General features: G+C 71.7%; 16 protein-coding genes. 6 read left to right on the top strand and 10 right to left on the bottom strand.

Features of this window, described 5'->3' with window-relative positions; genetic code table 11:
• Positions 1-62 precede the first annotated feature (62 nt).
• The 3 genes from AB0D53_RS14960 to AB0D53_RS14950 are packed head-to-tail and all read right to left on the bottom strand — an operon-like array spanning position 63 to position 1,810.
• Entirely contained in the window at positions 63-269 is a 207-nt protein-coding gene (locus tag AB0D53_RS14960; RefSeq protein WP_362445369.1) for a hypothetical protein, read from the bottom strand.
• A 45-nt stretch (positions 270-314) separates the two neighbouring features.
• Positions 315-1,154 (bottom strand): MOSC N-terminal beta barrel domain-containing protein, encoded by an 840-nt coding sequence (locus AB0D53_RS14955; protein WP_362445366.1) that lies wholly within the window; start codon positions 1,152-1,154, stop codon positions 315-317.
• Positions 1,151-1,810 carry a CatB-related O-acetyltransferase gene (locus AB0D53_RS14950; protein WP_362445363.1) on the bottom strand — a complete coding sequence of 220 codons (660 nt, stop codon included), beginning with the start codon at positions 1,808-1,810 and terminating at the stop codon, positions 1,151-1,153. The genes AB0D53_RS14955 and AB0D53_RS14950 overlap by 4 nt, the downstream gene beginning before the upstream one ends.
• A gap of 76 nt (positions 1,811-1,886) precedes the next feature.
• Between AB0D53_RS14950 and AB0D53_RS14945 the strand changes: the two genes are divergently transcribed.
• On the top strand, positions 1,887-2,555 hold the full coding sequence (locus AB0D53_RS14945) for an O-methyltransferase (protein ID WP_362445360.1): 669 nt from the start codon (positions 1,887-1,889) through the stop codon (positions 2,553-2,555).
• 120 nt (positions 2,556-2,675) lie between these two features.
• Here the strand turns inward: AB0D53_RS14945 and AB0D53_RS14940 are convergent, their stop codons facing one another.
• Complete coding sequence (locus AB0D53_RS14940; RefSeq protein WP_362445357.1) at positions 2,676-3,593, bottom strand: hypothetical protein; 918 nt, start codon at positions 3,591-3,593, stop codon at positions 2,676-2,678.
• Positions 3,594-3,796: 203 nt separating this feature from the next.
• On the opposite strand from AB0D53_RS14940, the gene AB0D53_RS14935 reads away from it, so the two are divergent.
• The 3 genes from AB0D53_RS14935 (at position 3,797) to AB0D53_RS14925 (ending at position 6,625) form a co-directional block, all read left to right on the top strand.
• On the top strand, positions 3,797-4,633 hold the full coding sequence (locus tag AB0D53_RS14935) for a hypothetical protein (RefSeq protein WP_362445354.1): 837 nt from the start codon (positions 3,797-3,799) through the stop codon (positions 4,631-4,633).
• A gap of 357 nt (positions 4,634-4,990) precedes the next feature.
• The gene (locus AB0D53_RS14930) at positions 4,991-5,635 is read left to right on the top strand and encodes a hypothetical protein (protein WP_362445351.1); all 645 of its coding nucleotides are present in this window, start codon (positions 4,991-4,993) and stop codon (positions 5,633-5,635) included.
• A gap of 117 nt (positions 5,636-5,752) precedes the next feature.
• Positions 5,753-6,625, top strand: a complete 873-nt coding sequence (locus tag AB0D53_RS14925) for an alpha/beta hydrolase (RefSeq protein ID WP_362445348.1) — start codon at positions 5,753-5,755, stop codon at positions 6,623-6,625.
• 122 nt (positions 6,626-6,747) lie between these two features.
• Here the strand turns inward: AB0D53_RS14925 and AB0D53_RS14920 are convergent, their stop codons facing one another.
• From AB0D53_RS14920 to AB0D53_RS14910, 3 genes are all read right to left on the bottom strand, one after another.
• Complete coding sequence (locus AB0D53_RS14920; protein ID WP_362445666.1) at positions 6,748-7,389, bottom strand: superoxide dismutase; 642 nt, start codon at positions 7,387-7,389, stop codon at positions 6,748-6,750.
• A gap of 153 nt (positions 7,390-7,542) precedes the next feature.
• A complete protein-coding gene (locus tag AB0D53_RS14915) occupies positions 7,543-9,390 on the bottom strand; it encodes an ABC transporter ATP-binding protein (RefSeq protein WP_362445344.1) in 1,848 nt (615 codons plus the stop codon).
• Positions 9,391-9,556: 166 nt separating this feature from the next.
• Complete coding sequence (locus AB0D53_RS14910; RefSeq protein ID WP_362445341.1) at positions 9,557-9,955, bottom strand: hypothetical protein; 399 nt, start codon at positions 9,953-9,955, stop codon at positions 9,557-9,559.
• Between the two features lie 299 nt (positions 9,956-10,254).
• Between AB0D53_RS14910 and AB0D53_RS14905 the strand changes: the two genes are divergently transcribed.
• Both AB0D53_RS14905 and AB0D53_RS14900 read left to right on the top strand, forming a co-directional pair.
• Positions 10,255-10,836 carry a sigma-70 family RNA polymerase sigma factor gene (locus AB0D53_RS14905; RefSeq protein WP_362445338.1) on the top strand — a complete coding sequence of 194 codons (582 nt, stop codon included), beginning with the start codon at positions 10,255-10,257 and terminating at the stop codon, positions 10,834-10,836.
• A complete protein-coding gene (locus AB0D53_RS14900) occupies positions 10,829-11,536 on the top strand; it encodes a hypothetical protein (RefSeq protein ID WP_362445336.1) in 708 nt (235 codons plus the stop codon). Before AB0D53_RS14905 ends, AB0D53_RS14900 begins: the two co-directional genes overlap by 8 nt.
• A gap of 2 nt (positions 11,537-11,538) precedes the next feature.
• On the opposite strand, the gene AB0D53_RS14895 is transcribed toward AB0D53_RS14900, so the two are convergent.
• From AB0D53_RS14895 to AB0D53_RS14885, 3 genes are read right to left on the bottom strand one after another with little or no spacing between them, the layout of a single operon-like run.
• On the bottom strand, positions 11,539-12,954 hold the full coding sequence (locus AB0D53_RS14895) for an FGGY-family carbohydrate kinase (RefSeq protein WP_362445333.1): 1,416 nt from the start codon (positions 12,952-12,954) through the stop codon (positions 11,539-11,541).
• 14 nt (positions 12,955-12,968) lie between these two features.
• Complete coding sequence (locus AB0D53_RS14890) at positions 12,969-14,015, bottom strand: NAD(P)-dependent oxidoreductase (protein ID WP_362445330.1); 1,047 nt, start codon at positions 14,013-14,015, stop codon at positions 12,969-12,971.
• Positions 14,012-15,088 carry an ABC transporter ATP-binding protein gene (locus AB0D53_RS14885; RefSeq protein WP_362445327.1) on the bottom strand — a complete coding sequence of 359 codons (1,077 nt, stop codon included), beginning with the start codon at positions 15,086-15,088 and terminating at the stop codon, positions 14,012-14,014. Before AB0D53_RS14885 ends, AB0D53_RS14890 begins: the two co-directional genes overlap by 4 nt.
• Positions 15,089-15,107: the final 19 nt, after the last annotated feature.

Raw genomic sequence — 15,107 nt, 5'->3', positions numbered from 1 at the left:
CCGCTCCGGTTCGACCACGGAGCGACGGAACGTTCAACAGAAGTGAGACGAACGCTCCGCCGCTAGCGGAGCGTCCTCGTCACTGCGGCACAAGCGGCCGCACACGAAGCAGCAGACATGCCACCGATGCTATCGGAGCCGACGGCGGGTGATCCCTCGGTGTCTGTCACGCAGCGGACGGTGGCGCCGGGCCCGTACGCCAGGATCTCGTACGGGCCGATCGCGTCGAGCGGTTCGAAGCGGCCGAAGAGCGGGATCACGATGTCCATGCCCGGCAGCCCGGCCATCGCGCGGTGCGGTGACGTCCGGGGTGTTTACGCGCCGAGCCACTCCGCGACCTCGACCACGTCCCCGACGCTCACCGTGCCCTCGCAGACCACGGCGTTCTTCGCGCCGAAGCTGACCCTGTTCCCGTACTCCGGCTCGCGCCGGTACGTCGACAGGGTGCGGATCGGTTCCGGGCCCGCACGGTGGCCGGTGGTCTGGTCGACCATGGGGACGGCGCACCGCATCGCCCTCACGGAGTGGGCGAGTTCGACGGAACCGATGGTCATCCGGCGGACCCGGTCCTCGAAGTGGGGTTCGTCGTCGCCGGTCAGGACGATGTTGGGGCGGAAGCGGTTCATGGGGACCGGCTTCGCGTCGCCCCGGGCGGTGATGCGGGCGTTGAGGTCGTCCAGGGAGGCCGTCGAGGCGACCAGCACCGCGTGCGCGTCGGCGAAGTTGACCTTGCCCGGGGTGTCGCCCCAGCCGTCCCGGTCGAAGCCGGGAGCCACCCGTACCAGACGGGACTTCACGCCGAGCGCGTCGGAGAACCACTCCGCGACCGCGTCACCCTGGTCGACGGCCGAGCCGAGCGGGCGGTCGAACATGCTGACGTCGCGGCGCGGGCCGTGCGGGTCGACGGCGAGATGGAGCGGTTCGACGCCGATGGACTTCAGGGCCAACGACGCGCCCGCGTCCAGGACTTCGACGCTGATCGCGGCCATCGCGGGGTGCGTGCGCTGGCTGCGGAAAGCGCCGTCCGCGGCGTCCACCACCATGAACGTCCGGTCGTGTTCGAGGCCGGTGCCGAAGACCTGCGCGGAGTCGACCGTGGTCCCGGCGCAGCCCTTGACCGGGTAGTAGGCCAGTTCGCGGACGGTGATCGTCATGCTGTCCCTTCCGGGGCGGCCGCTTCGAGGGCGTCGACGCTGCCGGACGCGATGGTGCGGATGTGGCGGGTGAGGTGGTCGGTGGGCCAGTCCCACCAGGCGACGGCGAGGAGCCGGGCCACGGTCTCCTCGTCGTACCGGGTGCGGATCAGCTTGGCCGGGTTGCCGCCGACGATGCCGTAGTCGGGTACGTCGGAGGTGACGACGGAGCCGGCGCCGATGATCGCGCCGTGCCCGATGCGTACGCCCGGCATCACCATGGAGCCGTAGCCGAACCAGACGTCGTTGCCCACGACCGTGTCGCCCCGGCCCGGCAGCCCGGTCAGCAGGTCGAAGTGGTCGGCCCAGGAGCCGCCCATGGTGGGGAACGGGAAGGTGGACGGGCCGTCCATACGGTGGTTGGCGCCGTTCATGATGAACCGCACCCCGGTACCGAGCGCGCAGAACTTCCCTATGACGAGCTTCTCCGGGCCGTAGTGGTACAGCACGTTGCGGGTCTCGAACGCGGTCGCGTCGTCGGGGTCGTCGTAGTACGTGAAGTCCCCGACCTCGATCAGTTCGGACTTCACCAGGGGCTTCAGCAGGACGACCCGGGGCTGGCCCGGCATCGGGTGCAGGGCGGTGGGGTCGGCGGGGACCGGGCTCGTGGCGTTCATGGCGCTCATCATCGCATTGGCACCGGGTGGGGTAAGTTCTCTTTGGGAACTCGCAACGGATCGAGAGGAACATGCCGTGACGCTGGCGCAATGGACCGAGGTCGACGACTACTTCAACGGTCTGCTCGTGGGGCCGGACGAGGCCCTGGACGCGGCCGTGGAGGCCAGCGACGGTGCCGGGCTCCCGGCGATCCAGGTCGCCGCCAACCAGGGCAAGCTGCTGAACCTGCTGGCCAGGCTCCAGGGCGCGCGCACCGTGCTGGAGATCGGCACCCTGGGCGGCTACAGCACCATCTGGCTGGCCCGCGCGCTGCCGGAGGGCGGCAGGGTCGTGACGCTGGAGGCCGATCCGGCGTACGCGGAGGTCGCGCGGGCCAACATCGAGCGGGCCGGACTCGCGGACGTCGTCGAGATCCGGGTCGGCCGCGCCCTCGACACACTGCCGGAGCTGGCGGCGCAGGGGTACGGGCCGTTCGACGTCGTGTTCATCGACGCCGACAAGCCGAGCAACCCCGACTACCTGGCCTGGTCCCTGAAGCTGACCCGGCCCGGCAGCCTGATCGTCGCCGACAACGTCGTACGCGACGGAGAGGTGGTCGACGGCGCCAGCGAGGACCCGAAGGTCCAGGGCGTGCGCCGGTTCACCGAACTCGTCGCGGCCGAGCCGACGTTGACCGCGACCGCGCTGCAGACCGTCGGGAGCAAGGGGTACGACGGGCTGATGATGGCGCTGGTCACCGGCTGACATTTGCCGTCATCGGCCGGGATGCCCGCGCGGAGCGGTGCCGAGCCGTCGGGGGACGCCTCCCCGTGCGCGCAACCTGACAGATGGGCCCCCACCTGTCACGTCCGGGCAGGAGGCCCCTCATCCCGCCCGTCCGGCGCCCTCCTCCGGACCGGGCAGCCGCCATGCGTAGGGGAAGAGGTCCCCGCCCCATCGGGACGGGGCTCCCGGCCGGTCCGCGGCGTCCGGGGCCCTCAGGAGGCAGCGGTGGCGCAGGAGGTCGCGCCGTTCCGCCGGGGTCAGCAGCTGTTCCTCGTCGCCGAGGTGCGCCGGGTCGTCGATGTCCGTGGACTCGGCGACGTTGAGGCGCGTGGCTGCCGGTGTCCGGTAGTCGAGGCGGAGATCGGTCCGCCACTGCGAGTTGCTGCCCCAGCCGTCGGACAGGTCGCGGGTCGGGCGGTACCGGCGCAGATACGTCCAGTACAGCGGGGAGCAGTCGGCGACGCCGCGTCGGGCGTGGTGGGCCCCGGCCCGGACCCGGACCCCGGCCCGGCTGAAGAGCAACTGCCCGAGCATCAGCCCCGGCCACACCACCTCCGTGATCCGGATGGGCTCGTCCGGATCGTCGCTCTGTTCCACCTCGGTGATCTCATGACGGAACGGGTCGAAACCGGTGCCGTCGAACGGGGTCATGCCCAGAGCGGTGAACAGCTCCAGGTATTCGGCGCGGGTGACCACCGGCCATCCGTCGTACGTGCTGAGCGCACCGGACCACTGTCGTGTGCCGTCCGGGTCCGGTGCGGGCTGGAAGTGGTGGAGCAGGGCGTCGCTGACGCGGCTGAGGGCGTAGAGCTCGTGGGGGAGATACAGGTCCTGCCGCTCGGGCACCCCGTCGCCGGTGCGCCAGACGCCGTCGGTGGAGGCGTGCGCGATCGCGTCGCGGTAGCTCCGTCCGGCCTTCGCCAGCCACGGTACGACCACCCGGCCGAAGACATCCGGCCCTTCGTGGTCGACCAGGGCGCCGAAGAGCTCGCGGGCATCGGTTACTTCCTCGTCCATGGGCCGAGCGTAGGAGCCCGCGGTGGGCCGATCCACGGGATTACCCCGCTGTCCGGACCGGAGCAGCGAGCGGCTCGAAGCGCGCGCCGAACGGGATGCGGGCGCTCGTCACCGGGCAGGTCCGGGAGTCGCGTTGATAGGATCATGCGTTCGGCACGTGTCGGTGGCTCCTCGGCACCCGGCCATCACCTCGTGGAGAGATCATGCAGCGCCACCTCGTCCCGCTCGTCGTCGCCGCGGCACTGTTGTGCGCCGGATGCTCCGGGGGATCGGGATCGGGATCGGGATCGGCGCGAGAGGCGGAGAAGCCCGGGAAAGCCTCCCCGCCCCGCTCGGCGGAGGACCACGGGGCGGCGGTGCGGGCCGCGGTGGCCGCGACGAAGAAGAGCAGCGCCCGGATCGATGAGCGGATCGAGATAGGGGACGGCACCACCGACTACGTCATCTCGATCAAGGGCGACTTCGACTGGGCGGGTGCCAGGGGGCGTCTCGTGGTTGCCCTCCGGAACGCGGCGGTTCCCGGGAAGACGTTGCCCCGCATGGACGAGATCTTCGACGGTGACACTGTCTACATGGGTGGATTCGCCGAGATGGAGGGCTCCTGGGGATCGATTCGCCGGGACAGGGCCGAGGCTCACTATGTGCTGCGGGCACCGATGAACGACCCCGAGCACGTCCTGCGCCAGGTGGCGCAGATGCGCCGGATCTCGAAGGTCGGCGAGGAGACGGTGAACGGCGCGTCCACGGTCCACTACCGCGGGGTGCTCCCCGACGAGGCGGTCACGCTGCGGATGGCGAAGGACATGCGAGCCAAGATCGACTCCGCGCGGGAGCAGGTCGGTGGGATCACCGTGTACGCGGATGCCTGGATCGACCGGAACGGGCGGATCGCGCGTACCCGGCTCGACTGGCCGATGGGAACGGCGGGCGCCAGGGCGACGATGAACCTGGCGGACCACGGCAAGCCGGTGCGGGCCGAGGCTCCGGCCCCCGGCAAGGTCGTCCCCATGCCGGACCTCGGCGGCCCGCTGCCCGGCTGACCTGTCCCCTGCCGTGCACCCTGACGGAAGGGCCCTCGCCTGTCTCGCTCCCTTTCCAGCGGTCGTCGCGACACCCCGGTTCAGGGGCGCGACGGACTTCGAGTTCCGGGAGAACCGGGGAGAGTCTCAGGGCCGCAAAGCCCTGGTCTGTGGCTGACATCTGCATGGGATGCTTGCGGTGATCACGGCAAGCAGTTAAAGGGGCGGGGAGTTTCCAGGGTGGGGATCGGGAGAAGAACATCGGCGGCGCTGTTCGCCGTCGCGATGACGTGCGGGTTGGCCGGATGTGACGGGAGCGGCGGCAAGGCAGGGGAAGAGGGACCGTCCGTCCCGGCCCCCGTGAGCGATGCCCGGAGGATGAGCGAATCCCTCACCCTGCTCAAGGGCTATCGCTCCCTCGGGCTGAAGGGCGAATTCAGGGGCGAAGTGTCGAGGATGATCGACCTGCACGCCGATCGGCACGGAAACTGCGTCGGTACGTACCTGGAGTTGGGCACGACCACCGAGGTGGTCGTCATCGGTGACCGCGGCTGGGCGCGGTACGACGACAAAAGGCTGGAGGAGACGCGCTCCTTCGCGAAGACCTACGTGCCGGACAAGCTTGCCGCCGTCGAGGAAGCGGTCGAGAAGGCCCGTGGAAAGTACGTCGAGTACCCGGCCCGTCAGATGTTGCAGGACCCGGGTCTGATCCTGTGCGATCCCGGCCGGGCGTTCGCGAAGGTGCCCGGGGCGGTGAGCAGCGCGGAGGAGACGGGCAATCCGCGCATCAAGGGCGGTGAGCGAACCGTTCAGCTCACGCACGGTTCCGGCGGCGACGAAGTGTCGGTGCACGTGCCGGAGAAGGGAGGGGCCGTGCCCCGGGGCATCGACTTCACTCTCGGTGATGCCCCGGTGCTGCTCGAACTCGGTGATTACGACGAGCCGGTGCGGGTGAAGCCGCCCAGCCGTGCGGACATCGTGAGCGCCGAAGAGGTGAAGGGGCTGGACGCGTTCGCCGAGTGACCGAGGGACGACCACGGCGCTCCGCATGTGCTTGCCCGGCCTGGGTCCTGGACGGCGTTCAGCTGCCGACGGGAATTACCTTGGACGCGGGCGGCGGACCCGGTCATGATCGGGCGTATGAGTTTGCGCGTGAGTGACCCGGTTCGTATCGGTACGGAACAGCTGCCCGGAGGGCGGTTGCTGGGCTGGGCCGAGTGGGGGCCGGGGGACGGGGTGCCGGTGCTGTTCTCGCCCGGCGCGGCCACCAGCAGGCATCTCGGCTTCGGTGCCGATGTGCTGGACGGGCTCGGGGTGCGGCTGATCTCCGTGGACCGCCCCGGTCTGGGGGTCTCCTCGCCCGCGCCGGGGCGTACGTTCGGTGACTTCGTCGACGACGTCCGCGCGTTCGCCGGTCTGCGTGGCCTGGGGCGGCCCCTGATGGTCGGCAACTCGCAGGGGGCGCCGTTCGCACTGGCGTGTGCCGCTGCCGGCGCGGTCCGGGCGCTGGCGGTGGTGTCCGGTGCGGACGAGGTCGCCGAGCCGTGCTTCGCCGACGCGCTTCCGGAGGAGTTGCGGCGTCTGGTCGGCCTGGCCGTGGCCGATCCGGCCGCCGCCGAGCGGGTCTTCGCCGGGTTCACCGCGCAGGGGATGTGGGACATGGTCATGTCCGGCAGTCCGGAGTGCGACCTCGATGTGTACCGGCGACCCGCGTTCGCGGCGGCCTACCGGCGTGCCCTGGACGAAGCCTTCGCGCAGGGGGCGGCCGGATATGCCCGGGACACCGCGCTGGCCATGGGGCGCTGGGGGATCGGGCTGTCGGACATCGCCGTACCCGTCGACCTCTGGTACGGGGAGAAGGACACCGGTCACTCGCCCGACCAGGGGGTCCGGCTGGCCTCGCGCATCCCGGGTGCGGTCCGGCATCTGGTGCCGGAGGCCGGCGGGGCGGTGCTCTGGACCCACGCCGAGCAGGTGCTGAGCACGCTGCTGGGGCGCGTCGCGGCCCCCTGAGCCCCCGGCCACGACAGAAGGGCCCTCGCCTGTCACGTCCAGGCGAGGGCCCTCCCTTCAACCGCCTGCCCGGTGAAGGTTGAGAAGACGATCACGAGGCAGGGCGTATGTGCGCCTCCCGGTCAGGGAGCGAGCAGCAGTACGTCGGCGCGCTCCTTGGCGGCCGCGTAACGCTTCGCCACGTCCTGCCAGTTGACGACGGCCCACATCGCTTCGATGAAGTCGACCTTCTGGTTCTTGTACTGGAGGTAGAAAGCGTGCTCCCAGGCGTCGAAGACCAGGACCGGGACGGAGCCCTGGCCGACATTGCCCTGGTGGTCGTAGACCTGCTCGACGATCAGCTTGCCGCTGACCGGCTCGTACGCCAGGACGCCCCAGCCGGAGCCCTGCGTGGTGGCCGCGGCCTTCGTCAGCTGGGCCTTGAAACCGGCGAAGGAGCCGAACGACTCGGCGATCGCGTCCGCCAGATCGCCGACACCGTCCGCCGCGAGCGGCTCGCCGCCGCCGTCACCGGTCATGTTGTGCCAGTAGATCGAGTGGAGGATGTGGCCGGAGAGGTGGAACGCGAGGCTCTTCTGGAGCCCGTTGATCGCTCCCCAGGCCTCCTTGTCGCGCGCCTCCGCCAGCTGCTCCAGGGTGTCGTTCGCACCCTTCACATAGGCGGCGTGGTGCTTGTCGTGGTGGAGCTCGATGATCTGCGGATTGATGACCGGTTCGAGCGCCGCGTAGTCGTACGGGAGTTCCGGAAGCGTGTACGTGGCCATGTGGTCGAACCCTCCAGCTGCTGTCATGTCGTTATTGCAACCTCTATGCAAGAGCAGGCTAACAGCAGGAAGTGTGCCGAGGTGATCAGTCCTTCGACCTAGGCCGTGTCCTCGGCGCGGCGGCGCGTACGCCGGACCCGGGGCGACGGCGGCTCAAGACCGGACCTTCCGCGGGGGCGGCGCACCGGTCCCCGCGTCCGGGCCGTGGAGCCGGGCATAGGTGCGGCCGCGCAGCAGCAGCTCCTCGTGCGTGCCGCGCTCGACGACCCGGCCGCGGTCCAGCACCACCGTGGACGTGGCGTCGCGGACGGTGAGCGGATTGTGCGAGATGACGATGGTGGTGCGCCCGGCCATCAGCCGGCGCAGCGGTTCCATGACCCGGCGGTTCGATCCGGCGTCCAGCCCCGTGGTCGGCTCGTCCAGGAGCAGCACGGGAGCGTCCCTGATCATCGCGCGGGCGATCGCGAGGCGCTGCGCCTGCCCGCCGGACAGCGTCCGGCCGCGCTGGCCCACCACGGTGTCGTAGCCCTCGGGGAGCAGCCGGACGAAGCCGTCGGCGTCGGCGGCGCGGGCCGCCGCGACGATGTCCGCCTCCGACGCGTCCGGGCGGCCGTAGGCGATGTTCTCCCGCACGGTGCCGTGCAGGACGAGCGTCTCCTGCAGCACCACCGCGACGTTCTCCCGCAGCTCGGACAGGGACAGTTCCCTCAGGTCGGTGCCGTCGAGCAGGATCGCGCCCCGGTCAGGGTCGTAGAAGCGCAGTTGGAGCTTTCCGACCGTGGACTTGCCGGCGCCGCTCGCACCGACCAGCGCCAGCGTCGTACCGGGCGTCACATGGAACGACACGTCCGCGAGCGCCCACCGGGACGTCCCCGGATAGCGGAACGAGACGCCGCGGAACTCCACGTCGCCCCGGGCGCGCCCGATCCGCCGGGCTCCGGCGGCCTCGCTGACCTGGGGGCGCTGGTCTAGCAGCTCGATGATCCGCTCGGCGGAGGCGGACGCCGCGTAGAACGTGCCGGCGAGACGGGACAGATCCCGGATCGGGCTGTAGAGGTTGCCCAGCAGCACCAGGAAGACCAGCAGCCCGCCCAGTGTGAGCTGCCCCTGTGCCAGCTTCCAGGTGCCCAGGCCCATGACGGCCAGCGCACCGGCCAGCTCGATCACCTCGACGACCGGCCCGTACACGCCACGGATGCGTGCCGAGGCCATCGCCGCGTGGAACCTGCCCACGCCCTCGCGCTCGAACCGGTGCTCCTCCGTCGCCTGCCGGTTGTACGCCTGCACCAGCGCCACGTTGCCCAGCGACTCCTCGGCGATCGCGCTGATCGAACCGCTGCGCCGCCGCCGCTCCCGCGACGCGGCCTTGATCAGCCGGGTGAAGTGCCGGGCCGCGTACCAGAAGAGCGGCACGATGACGAGTGCGAGCAGGGTCAGGTCCCATCGCAGGTAGAACAGCAGGCCGAGGAAGACGCCCAGCCGGATCACGAAGTACAGGCCGTCCGCCACCCCCGAGAGAAGGAACGTCTCGACCGCGTCGACGTCGCCCGTGAGGCGCGACAGCACGTCCCCCAGCCGGCGCCGCTCGAAGAAGCCGAGCGAGAGACCCTGGACGTGCCGGAACACATCCGTACGGAGAGCCAGCAGGAAACGCTCGCTCACCCAGGTGGACAGCACGTCGTCGGAGAACTCCAGTACGCCGGAGCAGACGATGAGCCCCGCGTACGCCGGCGCGATCCAGGCGAAGGGGCGCAGATCGCGCGGGACGAGGACATCGTCCACCACGATCTTGAAGAGCCAGATCTCGGCCGCGTCGACGACGGGGCCGACCATGCTGAGGGCGAGGACCGGAACGAGCCGGTGCCGCCCGCCGCGCGTATAGGGCCAGAAGCGCCGGAACACCTCGCGCGGGGCGACCACCGGCGCGGCGGCGACGACCGCTTCGGGATCGTCCGCCACCGAGAGCAACCGCCGCACGAGATGCCGCGAGACACGCCTCATCGACGCGTTCCTCATGAACCGGGGGCCGAGCGGACCAGGAACAGGGGCCCGCTCGGCCGTGCTGGATGGTGGTCACCAGTGGTGGCCGTGGTGGTCGTCGCGGTGATCACGCCGACGGTCCCGTTCGTCGCCGTCGTGGCGCTCCGACGTCATGTCCCTCCGTTCGTCACGGTGTCCGGTGGGGATCAGATTCTTGAAGATCGCCATGAGCTTCCCTCCTGAGAGGCTTCTGGACGGGATACGCGTCAGGGCGCTCGCCGGATTGCCGGTACCGGGAAATTCCCGTCACGTCGCCGGCGCCGTCCGCCTTCAGCCACGCCAGGAAGGCGAGCACGAAGACGACTTCGGCGATCAGGCACAGGATTCCGTACGGCGGTTCCCAGCCCGCTTCGCGATAGCCCGGCAGCCCGACCGTCCGCGACAGCAGGAAACCGGCGATCATGCCGATGCTGGTGACCGCCCCGATCAGCCAGGCGCCGAGCGGCCGTTGCCGAAGCGCGAGACCCGCGGCGACGGCGAGCAGCACCACGCCGCCGATCAGGAACAGGACGCCGATGTACGGCATCTCCGTCAGGTGCGGGGGGACCAGCAGGAGATGGAGCACCGCGGAGGCCAGGGCGCAGAGCGCCCCGGTCCCGCGCCATGCCCGTTGTGCCGTGCGGGACGTCATCACGACTCCAGGGGTCCGGGGCGGCCTGCGCCGCCGTGTTCGGTAGGGCGCGCCTGCCATACCTACGGTTTCGCCGGGCCGATGGTTCATGATCGGCCAGCCCGTCCGGCACGCCCGTCCGGAGCGGCGGGAAACGAGAGGTCCCGGGGCGCCCGCAGCAGGAAATCCCGGCGGGCGCGTGTTACGTAAGGAGTATGCGCAGGATTGGCATCCCCCTGGAGCGGGTGCCCGACGAAGCGCTGCTGGCCGGGCTCATGACCGGCGATCCCGAGATCGCCGTGGCCTTCGTACGGCGGTTCCGGCGTCGGGTCTTCGGCGTGGCCCTCGCAGTGGTCGGCGACACCCAGCTCGCCGAGGACATCGCCCAGCAGACCTTCGAGCGCGCCTGCCGGCACGCCCAGGTCTACGACTCGCGCCGGGGATCGGTGCCCACCTGGCTGTCGGCCATCGCGCACAACCTCGCGATCGACGCCGTACGTGCCCGCAGGACCACCCCGGTCGACCCCGCGGACCTGGAGAACATGATGGAGACAGTCGCCGACACCCCGGAGCGGCACGCGCTCTCCGACGAAGCCGCGGCGGACGTGCGCCGCGCGGTCGGCGCGCTGCCCCGGGAGCAGGCACGTGCCCTGGTGATGGCCGGCATCTACGGGATGACGGCCCAACAGGTCGCCGACTTCGAGCACATACCGCTCGGCACCGCCAAGACCCGGATCAGGGCGGCCATGGGCAAGCTCAGGGCGTCCCTCGCGAGCAGGCAGGTGGACCATGACTGACAACGGCGGGCTGAGCTGCGAGCAGCTCCGGGAGGTCGGCGCGGAGCTGGCGCTCGGTGTGCTGCCCGCCGAGGATCGCGCCGTGGCGATGGGACACCTGGAGGACTGCCCCGCCTGCCGTGAACACGTCCACGAGCTGACCGCCGCCTCGGACGCGCTGCTGGACCTCGTCCCCGGCAGCGAACCGCCGGCCGGGTTCGAGGACCGGGTGATCGAGCGGCTCGGGCTCGCCCCGGCGCGGCGGCCGGCCGCCCGGCACCCGCGGTGGCGGCGCTTCGCCCTCGCCGCAGCGTCCGCGGCGGCGGGCCTGGCGCTCGGTGCCGGCGGCTGGGTGCTCGGCGCGTCCACCGCGGGCGAGGCGCCGGTCGTGCCCGCCGTCTCCTCGGTGCAGCCGCAGCTGCTCACCGCCCGGCTCGCCCACGGGAACCAGTCGTTCGGGCACGTCTACCTCTACGCCGGTGCCTCGCCCTGGCTGTACATGGCGGTGGACGCCGACGGCCACTCCGGCACCGTCCGCTGCCTGGTCCAGCGGGCCGACGGCACCACCGCCGAGGCCGGTTCCTTCACGCTCGACCACGACGGCTACGGCTCCTGGGGCGGGCCCTACCCGGCCGGCACGGCGCCGGTCACCGGCGTACGCCTGACCGACGCACACGGCACCGTGCTCGCGACCGCCTCCTTCGGCCCGTCCTACCTCTGAGTTCAGGCGCGGGCGCGCGTGCGGGCCTCCGCGAGCCGGTTCAGGTGGTCCTCGTACTCCTTCGCGTAGTACGCCGCCCGCGCCGGGTCCGGTTCGACGACCGCGGTGGGGGCCGTCCACGCGGCCGTGTCCAGCTCCTCGCCGAACCGCCGCGCCGCCGCGAGCACCGCGCCCCGGGCACCGACCTCGCCCTCCACGATCCGGACCGGCCGTCCCAGCACATCGGCGAACAGCCGCATCCAGGCGGGGGAGCGGGTGCCGCCGCCGCACAGGGCGAGGGTGCCGGTGAGGCCCGCCGCCTCCAGGCAGTGCCTCGCGGCGAAGCCGATGCCCTCGCAGACGGCGCGGATCAGGTCCGGCGGGGTGGTCTCCAGGGACACGCCGGTGAACTCGGCGCGCAGCCTCGGTTCGACGAACGGGGCGCGTTCGCCGGACGGGGCGAAGTAGGGGAGCACCCGGACACCGTTCGCGCCGGGCGGGGTGGCGGCGAGCAGCGCGTCGACCTCCGTGTGGCGTACGCCGGTGGTGGTCAGGACCCAGTCCAGGGCGGCGGTGCCGACCATCGCGGGCATGGCGCGCAGCCAGTGGCCGGGGCGGTCGGTGGAGATGTGCAGCCCGGCCGGTTCGCCGTCCAGGTCGAGCCGTTCGGTGGCCACCAGGGCGGCCAGACAGGTGCCGACGATCAGTAATCCGTCGCCGGGGCGGGTGACGCCCGCGCCGAGCGCGCTGGCCGGCAGGTCGTACGGGCCGTTGGACAGCCGTACTCCGGAGGGGAGTTGGGCGGTCGCGACCGGGTCGCTGACCGGGGCGAGGAGCGGGGTCCGGTGGGTGAGGCCGAGGGCGGCCACGACATCGGGGGCGTACGCGCGGGTCAGCGGGTCCAGGAACGGCATCGACGCGTCGGAGACATCCGTGGCCCGGACCCCCGTCAGCCGCTGGAACACCATGTCCTTGCAGTACAGGGCGGTCGTCGCGCCGTCGAGCGCGGCCGGTTCGTGCCGGTCGAGCCAGGCCAGCACCGGGCCCGGACAGCCAGGGAACATCGCGCTGCCGGTGCGCCGGTAGACGGTCTCGAAGACGCCGGACGCCAGCCAGGCGTCGACCAGTTCATGGGCCCGGCCGTCCATCCAGGAGATCGCCTTGCGGACCGGCCGGCCCGCCTCGTCGACCAGCCAGACGCCGTCGCCCTGGCCGGTGAGCCCGGCGAACGCGACCCCGTCGGAGCCGAGTGCGTCCAGTACCTCGCCGACCGCGCCGTACACCTCGTCCATGTCCTGCTCCACGGAGCCGTCGTGGATCGCCAGCCCCACCGGGCGGGACTCGACGGCCAGCGTGCGGCCGCCCGGGTCGAAGGCGGCGGCCTTCACCACGGACGTACCGACGTCGATGCCGATGTACCTCGTCGTGCTCGCGGTCATCGTCACGGCTCCCCTCACAGCGCGTGGGCGAGCGGCTCGCCCCGCACATAGCGCGTCACCTCGGCCGCCGCGATCCGGGCCGCCTTCTCCGCGACGGCCCGGCTGGCCCCCGCCACATGCGGGGTCATCAGCAGATGCGGGGTACGGAAGAGCCGCGAGCCGGGCGGCGGCGGCTCCTGCTCGTACGTGTCGAGCGCCGCGGCCCGCAACTGTCCCGAGTCCAGCGCGTCGCACAACGCGTCCGTGTCCAGCAGCCCGCCCCGGGCCGCGTTCACCAGCACCGCGCCGCGCGGCAGCAGCGCCAGCTCGCGGGCGCCGATGAGGTGCCGGGACTCCGGGGTGAGCCGGGCGTGCAGGGTGAGGACGCGTGAGCGGGACAGCAGCGCCTCCAGCGAGCCGGCCCGCATGCCGTGGACGTCGCCGCGCACATACGGGTCGTACACCTCGACCTCGGCGCCGAACGCGGAGAGCACCCGCGCCACCCGGCTGCCCACCGCGCCGTAGCCGATCAGCCCGACCGGGGTGTCCTCCAGCTCCAGGCCGCAGTTCTCGTACGTGTAGTGGGTGGCGTCCCAACGGCCGTCGGCGGCGAGAGCGCGGTGCGCGTCGGGGATGCGCCGCAGGGCGGAGAGGATCAGCCCGACGGTGAACTCGGCGGTCGCCGCCGCGTTGCGGCCCGGCGCGAAGCACACCCGCACCCCCCGGGCGCGGGCCGCGGCCGCGTTCACATTGACCGGGCCGCCCCGGCAGACCACGACCAGCCGCAGATCCGGCGCGGCGGCCAGCACCCGCTCGGTGAACGGGCCCATCTGGGTCACGCACACCTCCACCCCGTCCAGGGCGGCGATCAGCGCGTCCTCGACGTCGCTCGCCTCGTCGACCTCGGCGACCTTGCCGAAGGGCTCCAGCGGCCAGGGCAGGGTGAGTTCGCCGAGCCGCGGCTCCGAGCCGAGCGGACCGAGCGCCCGGTGCAGGGCATCGGCGAGCAGGGAGTTGCGGACGAAGTGGTCACCGGCGAGCAGAATCCTCGGGGCGGGGCGGGTGCTCTCGGGGCGGGTCATCGCAGAGCGTCTCCTGTCTGGGCGTCGAAGACATGGATGTGCTGTGGATCGGCGGTGATGCGTACGGTGTCGTCCCGGTCGAGCCGTACCTCCGGACCGGTCACGACGACCAGTGGCTCCGCCACCCCGTCGAGCGACAGCGTGGCGATGCCGGATTCCAGCAGGGGTTCATGGGCGGTGACCCGGGCCCGTGCACCAGTGTCGTCCAGGCGGAGGTCCTCCGGGCGGATGCCGAGCACCACCGCGCGTCCCGCCGCGATCCGGTGCGGCACGGGGACGCGCACGGAGTCCGAGAGACGCACCCCGCCCGTTCCGTCGGCCGTGGCCGGCAGCAGATTGACGGCCGGTTCCCCGACGAAGTCGGCGACGAAGAGATTGGCCGGGGAGTCGTAGATCTCCTCGGGCGTGCCGAGCTGCTGGATCTCGCCGTCCCGCATCACCGCGATCCGGTCGGCGAGCGACAGTGCCTCCTCCTGGTCGTGCGTGACCAGGATCGTGGTGTGGCCGCTGTCGCGCTGGATGCGTTTCAACTCCCGCCGAGTGGTGTCGCGTTGGGCGGCGTCGAGATGGGAGAGCGGTTCGTCCAGCAGGAGGACGTCGGGGACCCGGATCAACGCGCGGGCCAGCGCGACCCGCTGCTTCTGGCCGCTGGAGAGCCCGGCCGGGCGGGCGTCCAGAAGCTCGGTGATCCCGATGCGTCCGGCCATGTCGGCGACCCGGCGGCGGATCTCGGCCCGCCCGCAGCCGCCCCGGGCGGCGAGCCCGAACCCCAGGTTCTCCGCGACCGTCAGCGGCGGGTAGAGCGCGTAGTTCTCGAACGCCACCCCGATGTTGCGTTGCCGGGCCGGGAGCCCGACCACCGACGCACCGCCGATGAGGATGTCGCCGCCGGTGACCGTCTCCAGGCCCGCGATCATCCGCAGCGTCGTGGACTTCCCGCAGCCGGACGGGCCGAGCAGCCCCAGCAGCTCGCCGGAGCGCAGCTCGACATCGAGGGAGCGGACGGCCTCGACGGCGGGCCGGCCCCGCCCGGTGTAGGTCTTGCGCAGGGATCTCAGGGCCAGTTCAGTCATCCGTCACCGCCGCCTCGCG

Source organism: Streptomyces sp. NPDC048295 (assembly GCF_040652135.1).
Taxonomy (GTDB): Bacteria; Actinomycetota; Actinomycetes; order Streptomycetales; family Streptomycetaceae; genus Streptomyces.
Note: the sequence above shows the minus strand (reverse complement) of the source record. Positions and strands in the feature narration are given on the sequence as shown.

Excerpts from the sequence above, each read along its gene's own strand:
- AB0D53_RS14960 (WP_362445369.1), bottom strand. The coding sequence starts at position 269 with ATGGACATCGTGATCCCGCTCTTCGGCCGCTTCGAACCGCTCGACGCG.
- AB0D53_RS14955 (WP_362445366.1), bottom strand. The coding sequence starts at position 1,154 with ATGACGATCACCGTCCGCGAACTGGCCTACTACCCGGTCAAGGGCTGC.
- AB0D53_RS14950 (WP_362445363.1), bottom strand. The coding sequence starts at position 1,810 with ATGAACGCCACGAGCCCGGTCCCCGCCGACCCCACCGCCCTGCACCCG.
- AB0D53_RS14940 (WP_362445357.1), bottom strand. The coding sequence starts at position 3,593 with ATGGACGAGGAAGTAACCGATGCCCGCGAGCTCTTCGGCGCCCTGGTC.
- AB0D53_RS14935 (WP_362445354.1), top strand. The coding sequence starts at position 3,797 with ATGCAGCGCCACCTCGTCCCGCTCGTCGTCGCCGCGGCACTGTTGTGC.
- AB0D53_RS14930 (WP_362445351.1), top strand. The coding sequence starts at position 4,991 with ATGAGCGAATCCCTCACCCTGCTCAAGGGCTATCGCTCCCTCGGGCTG.
- AB0D53_RS14925 (WP_362445348.1), top strand. The coding sequence starts at position 5,753 with ATGAGTTTGCGCGTGAGTGACCCGGTTCGTATCGGTACGGAACAGCTG.
- AB0D53_RS14920 (WP_362445666.1), bottom strand. The coding sequence starts at position 7,389 with ATGGCCACGTACACGCTTCCGGAACTCCCGTACGACTACGCGGCGCTC.
- AB0D53_RS14915 (WP_362445344.1), bottom strand. The coding sequence starts at position 9,390 with ATGAGGCGTGTCTCGCGGCATCTCGTGCGGCGGTTGCTCTCGGTGGCG.
- AB0D53_RS14910 (WP_362445341.1), bottom strand. The coding sequence starts at position 9,955 with ATGCCGTACATCGGCGTCCTGTTCCTGATCGGCGGCGTGGTGCTGCTC.
- AB0D53_RS14905 (WP_362445338.1), top strand. The coding sequence starts at position 10,255 with ATGCGCAGGATTGGCATCCCCCTGGAGCGGGTGCCCGACGAAGCGCTG.
- AB0D53_RS14900 (WP_362445336.1), top strand. The coding sequence starts at position 10,829 with ATGACTGACAACGGCGGGCTGAGCTGCGAGCAGCTCCGGGAGGTCGGC.
- AB0D53_RS14895 (WP_362445333.1), bottom strand. The coding sequence starts at position 12,954 with ATGACCGCGAGCACGACGAGGTACATCGGCATCGACGTCGGTACGTCC.
- AB0D53_RS14890 (WP_362445330.1), bottom strand. The coding sequence starts at position 14,015 with ATGACCCGCCCCGAGAGCACCCGCCCCGCCCCGAGGATTCTGCTCGCC.
- AB0D53_RS14885 (WP_362445327.1), bottom strand. The coding sequence starts at position 15,088 with ATGACTGAACTGGCCCTGAGATCCCTGCGCAAGACCTACACCGGGCGG.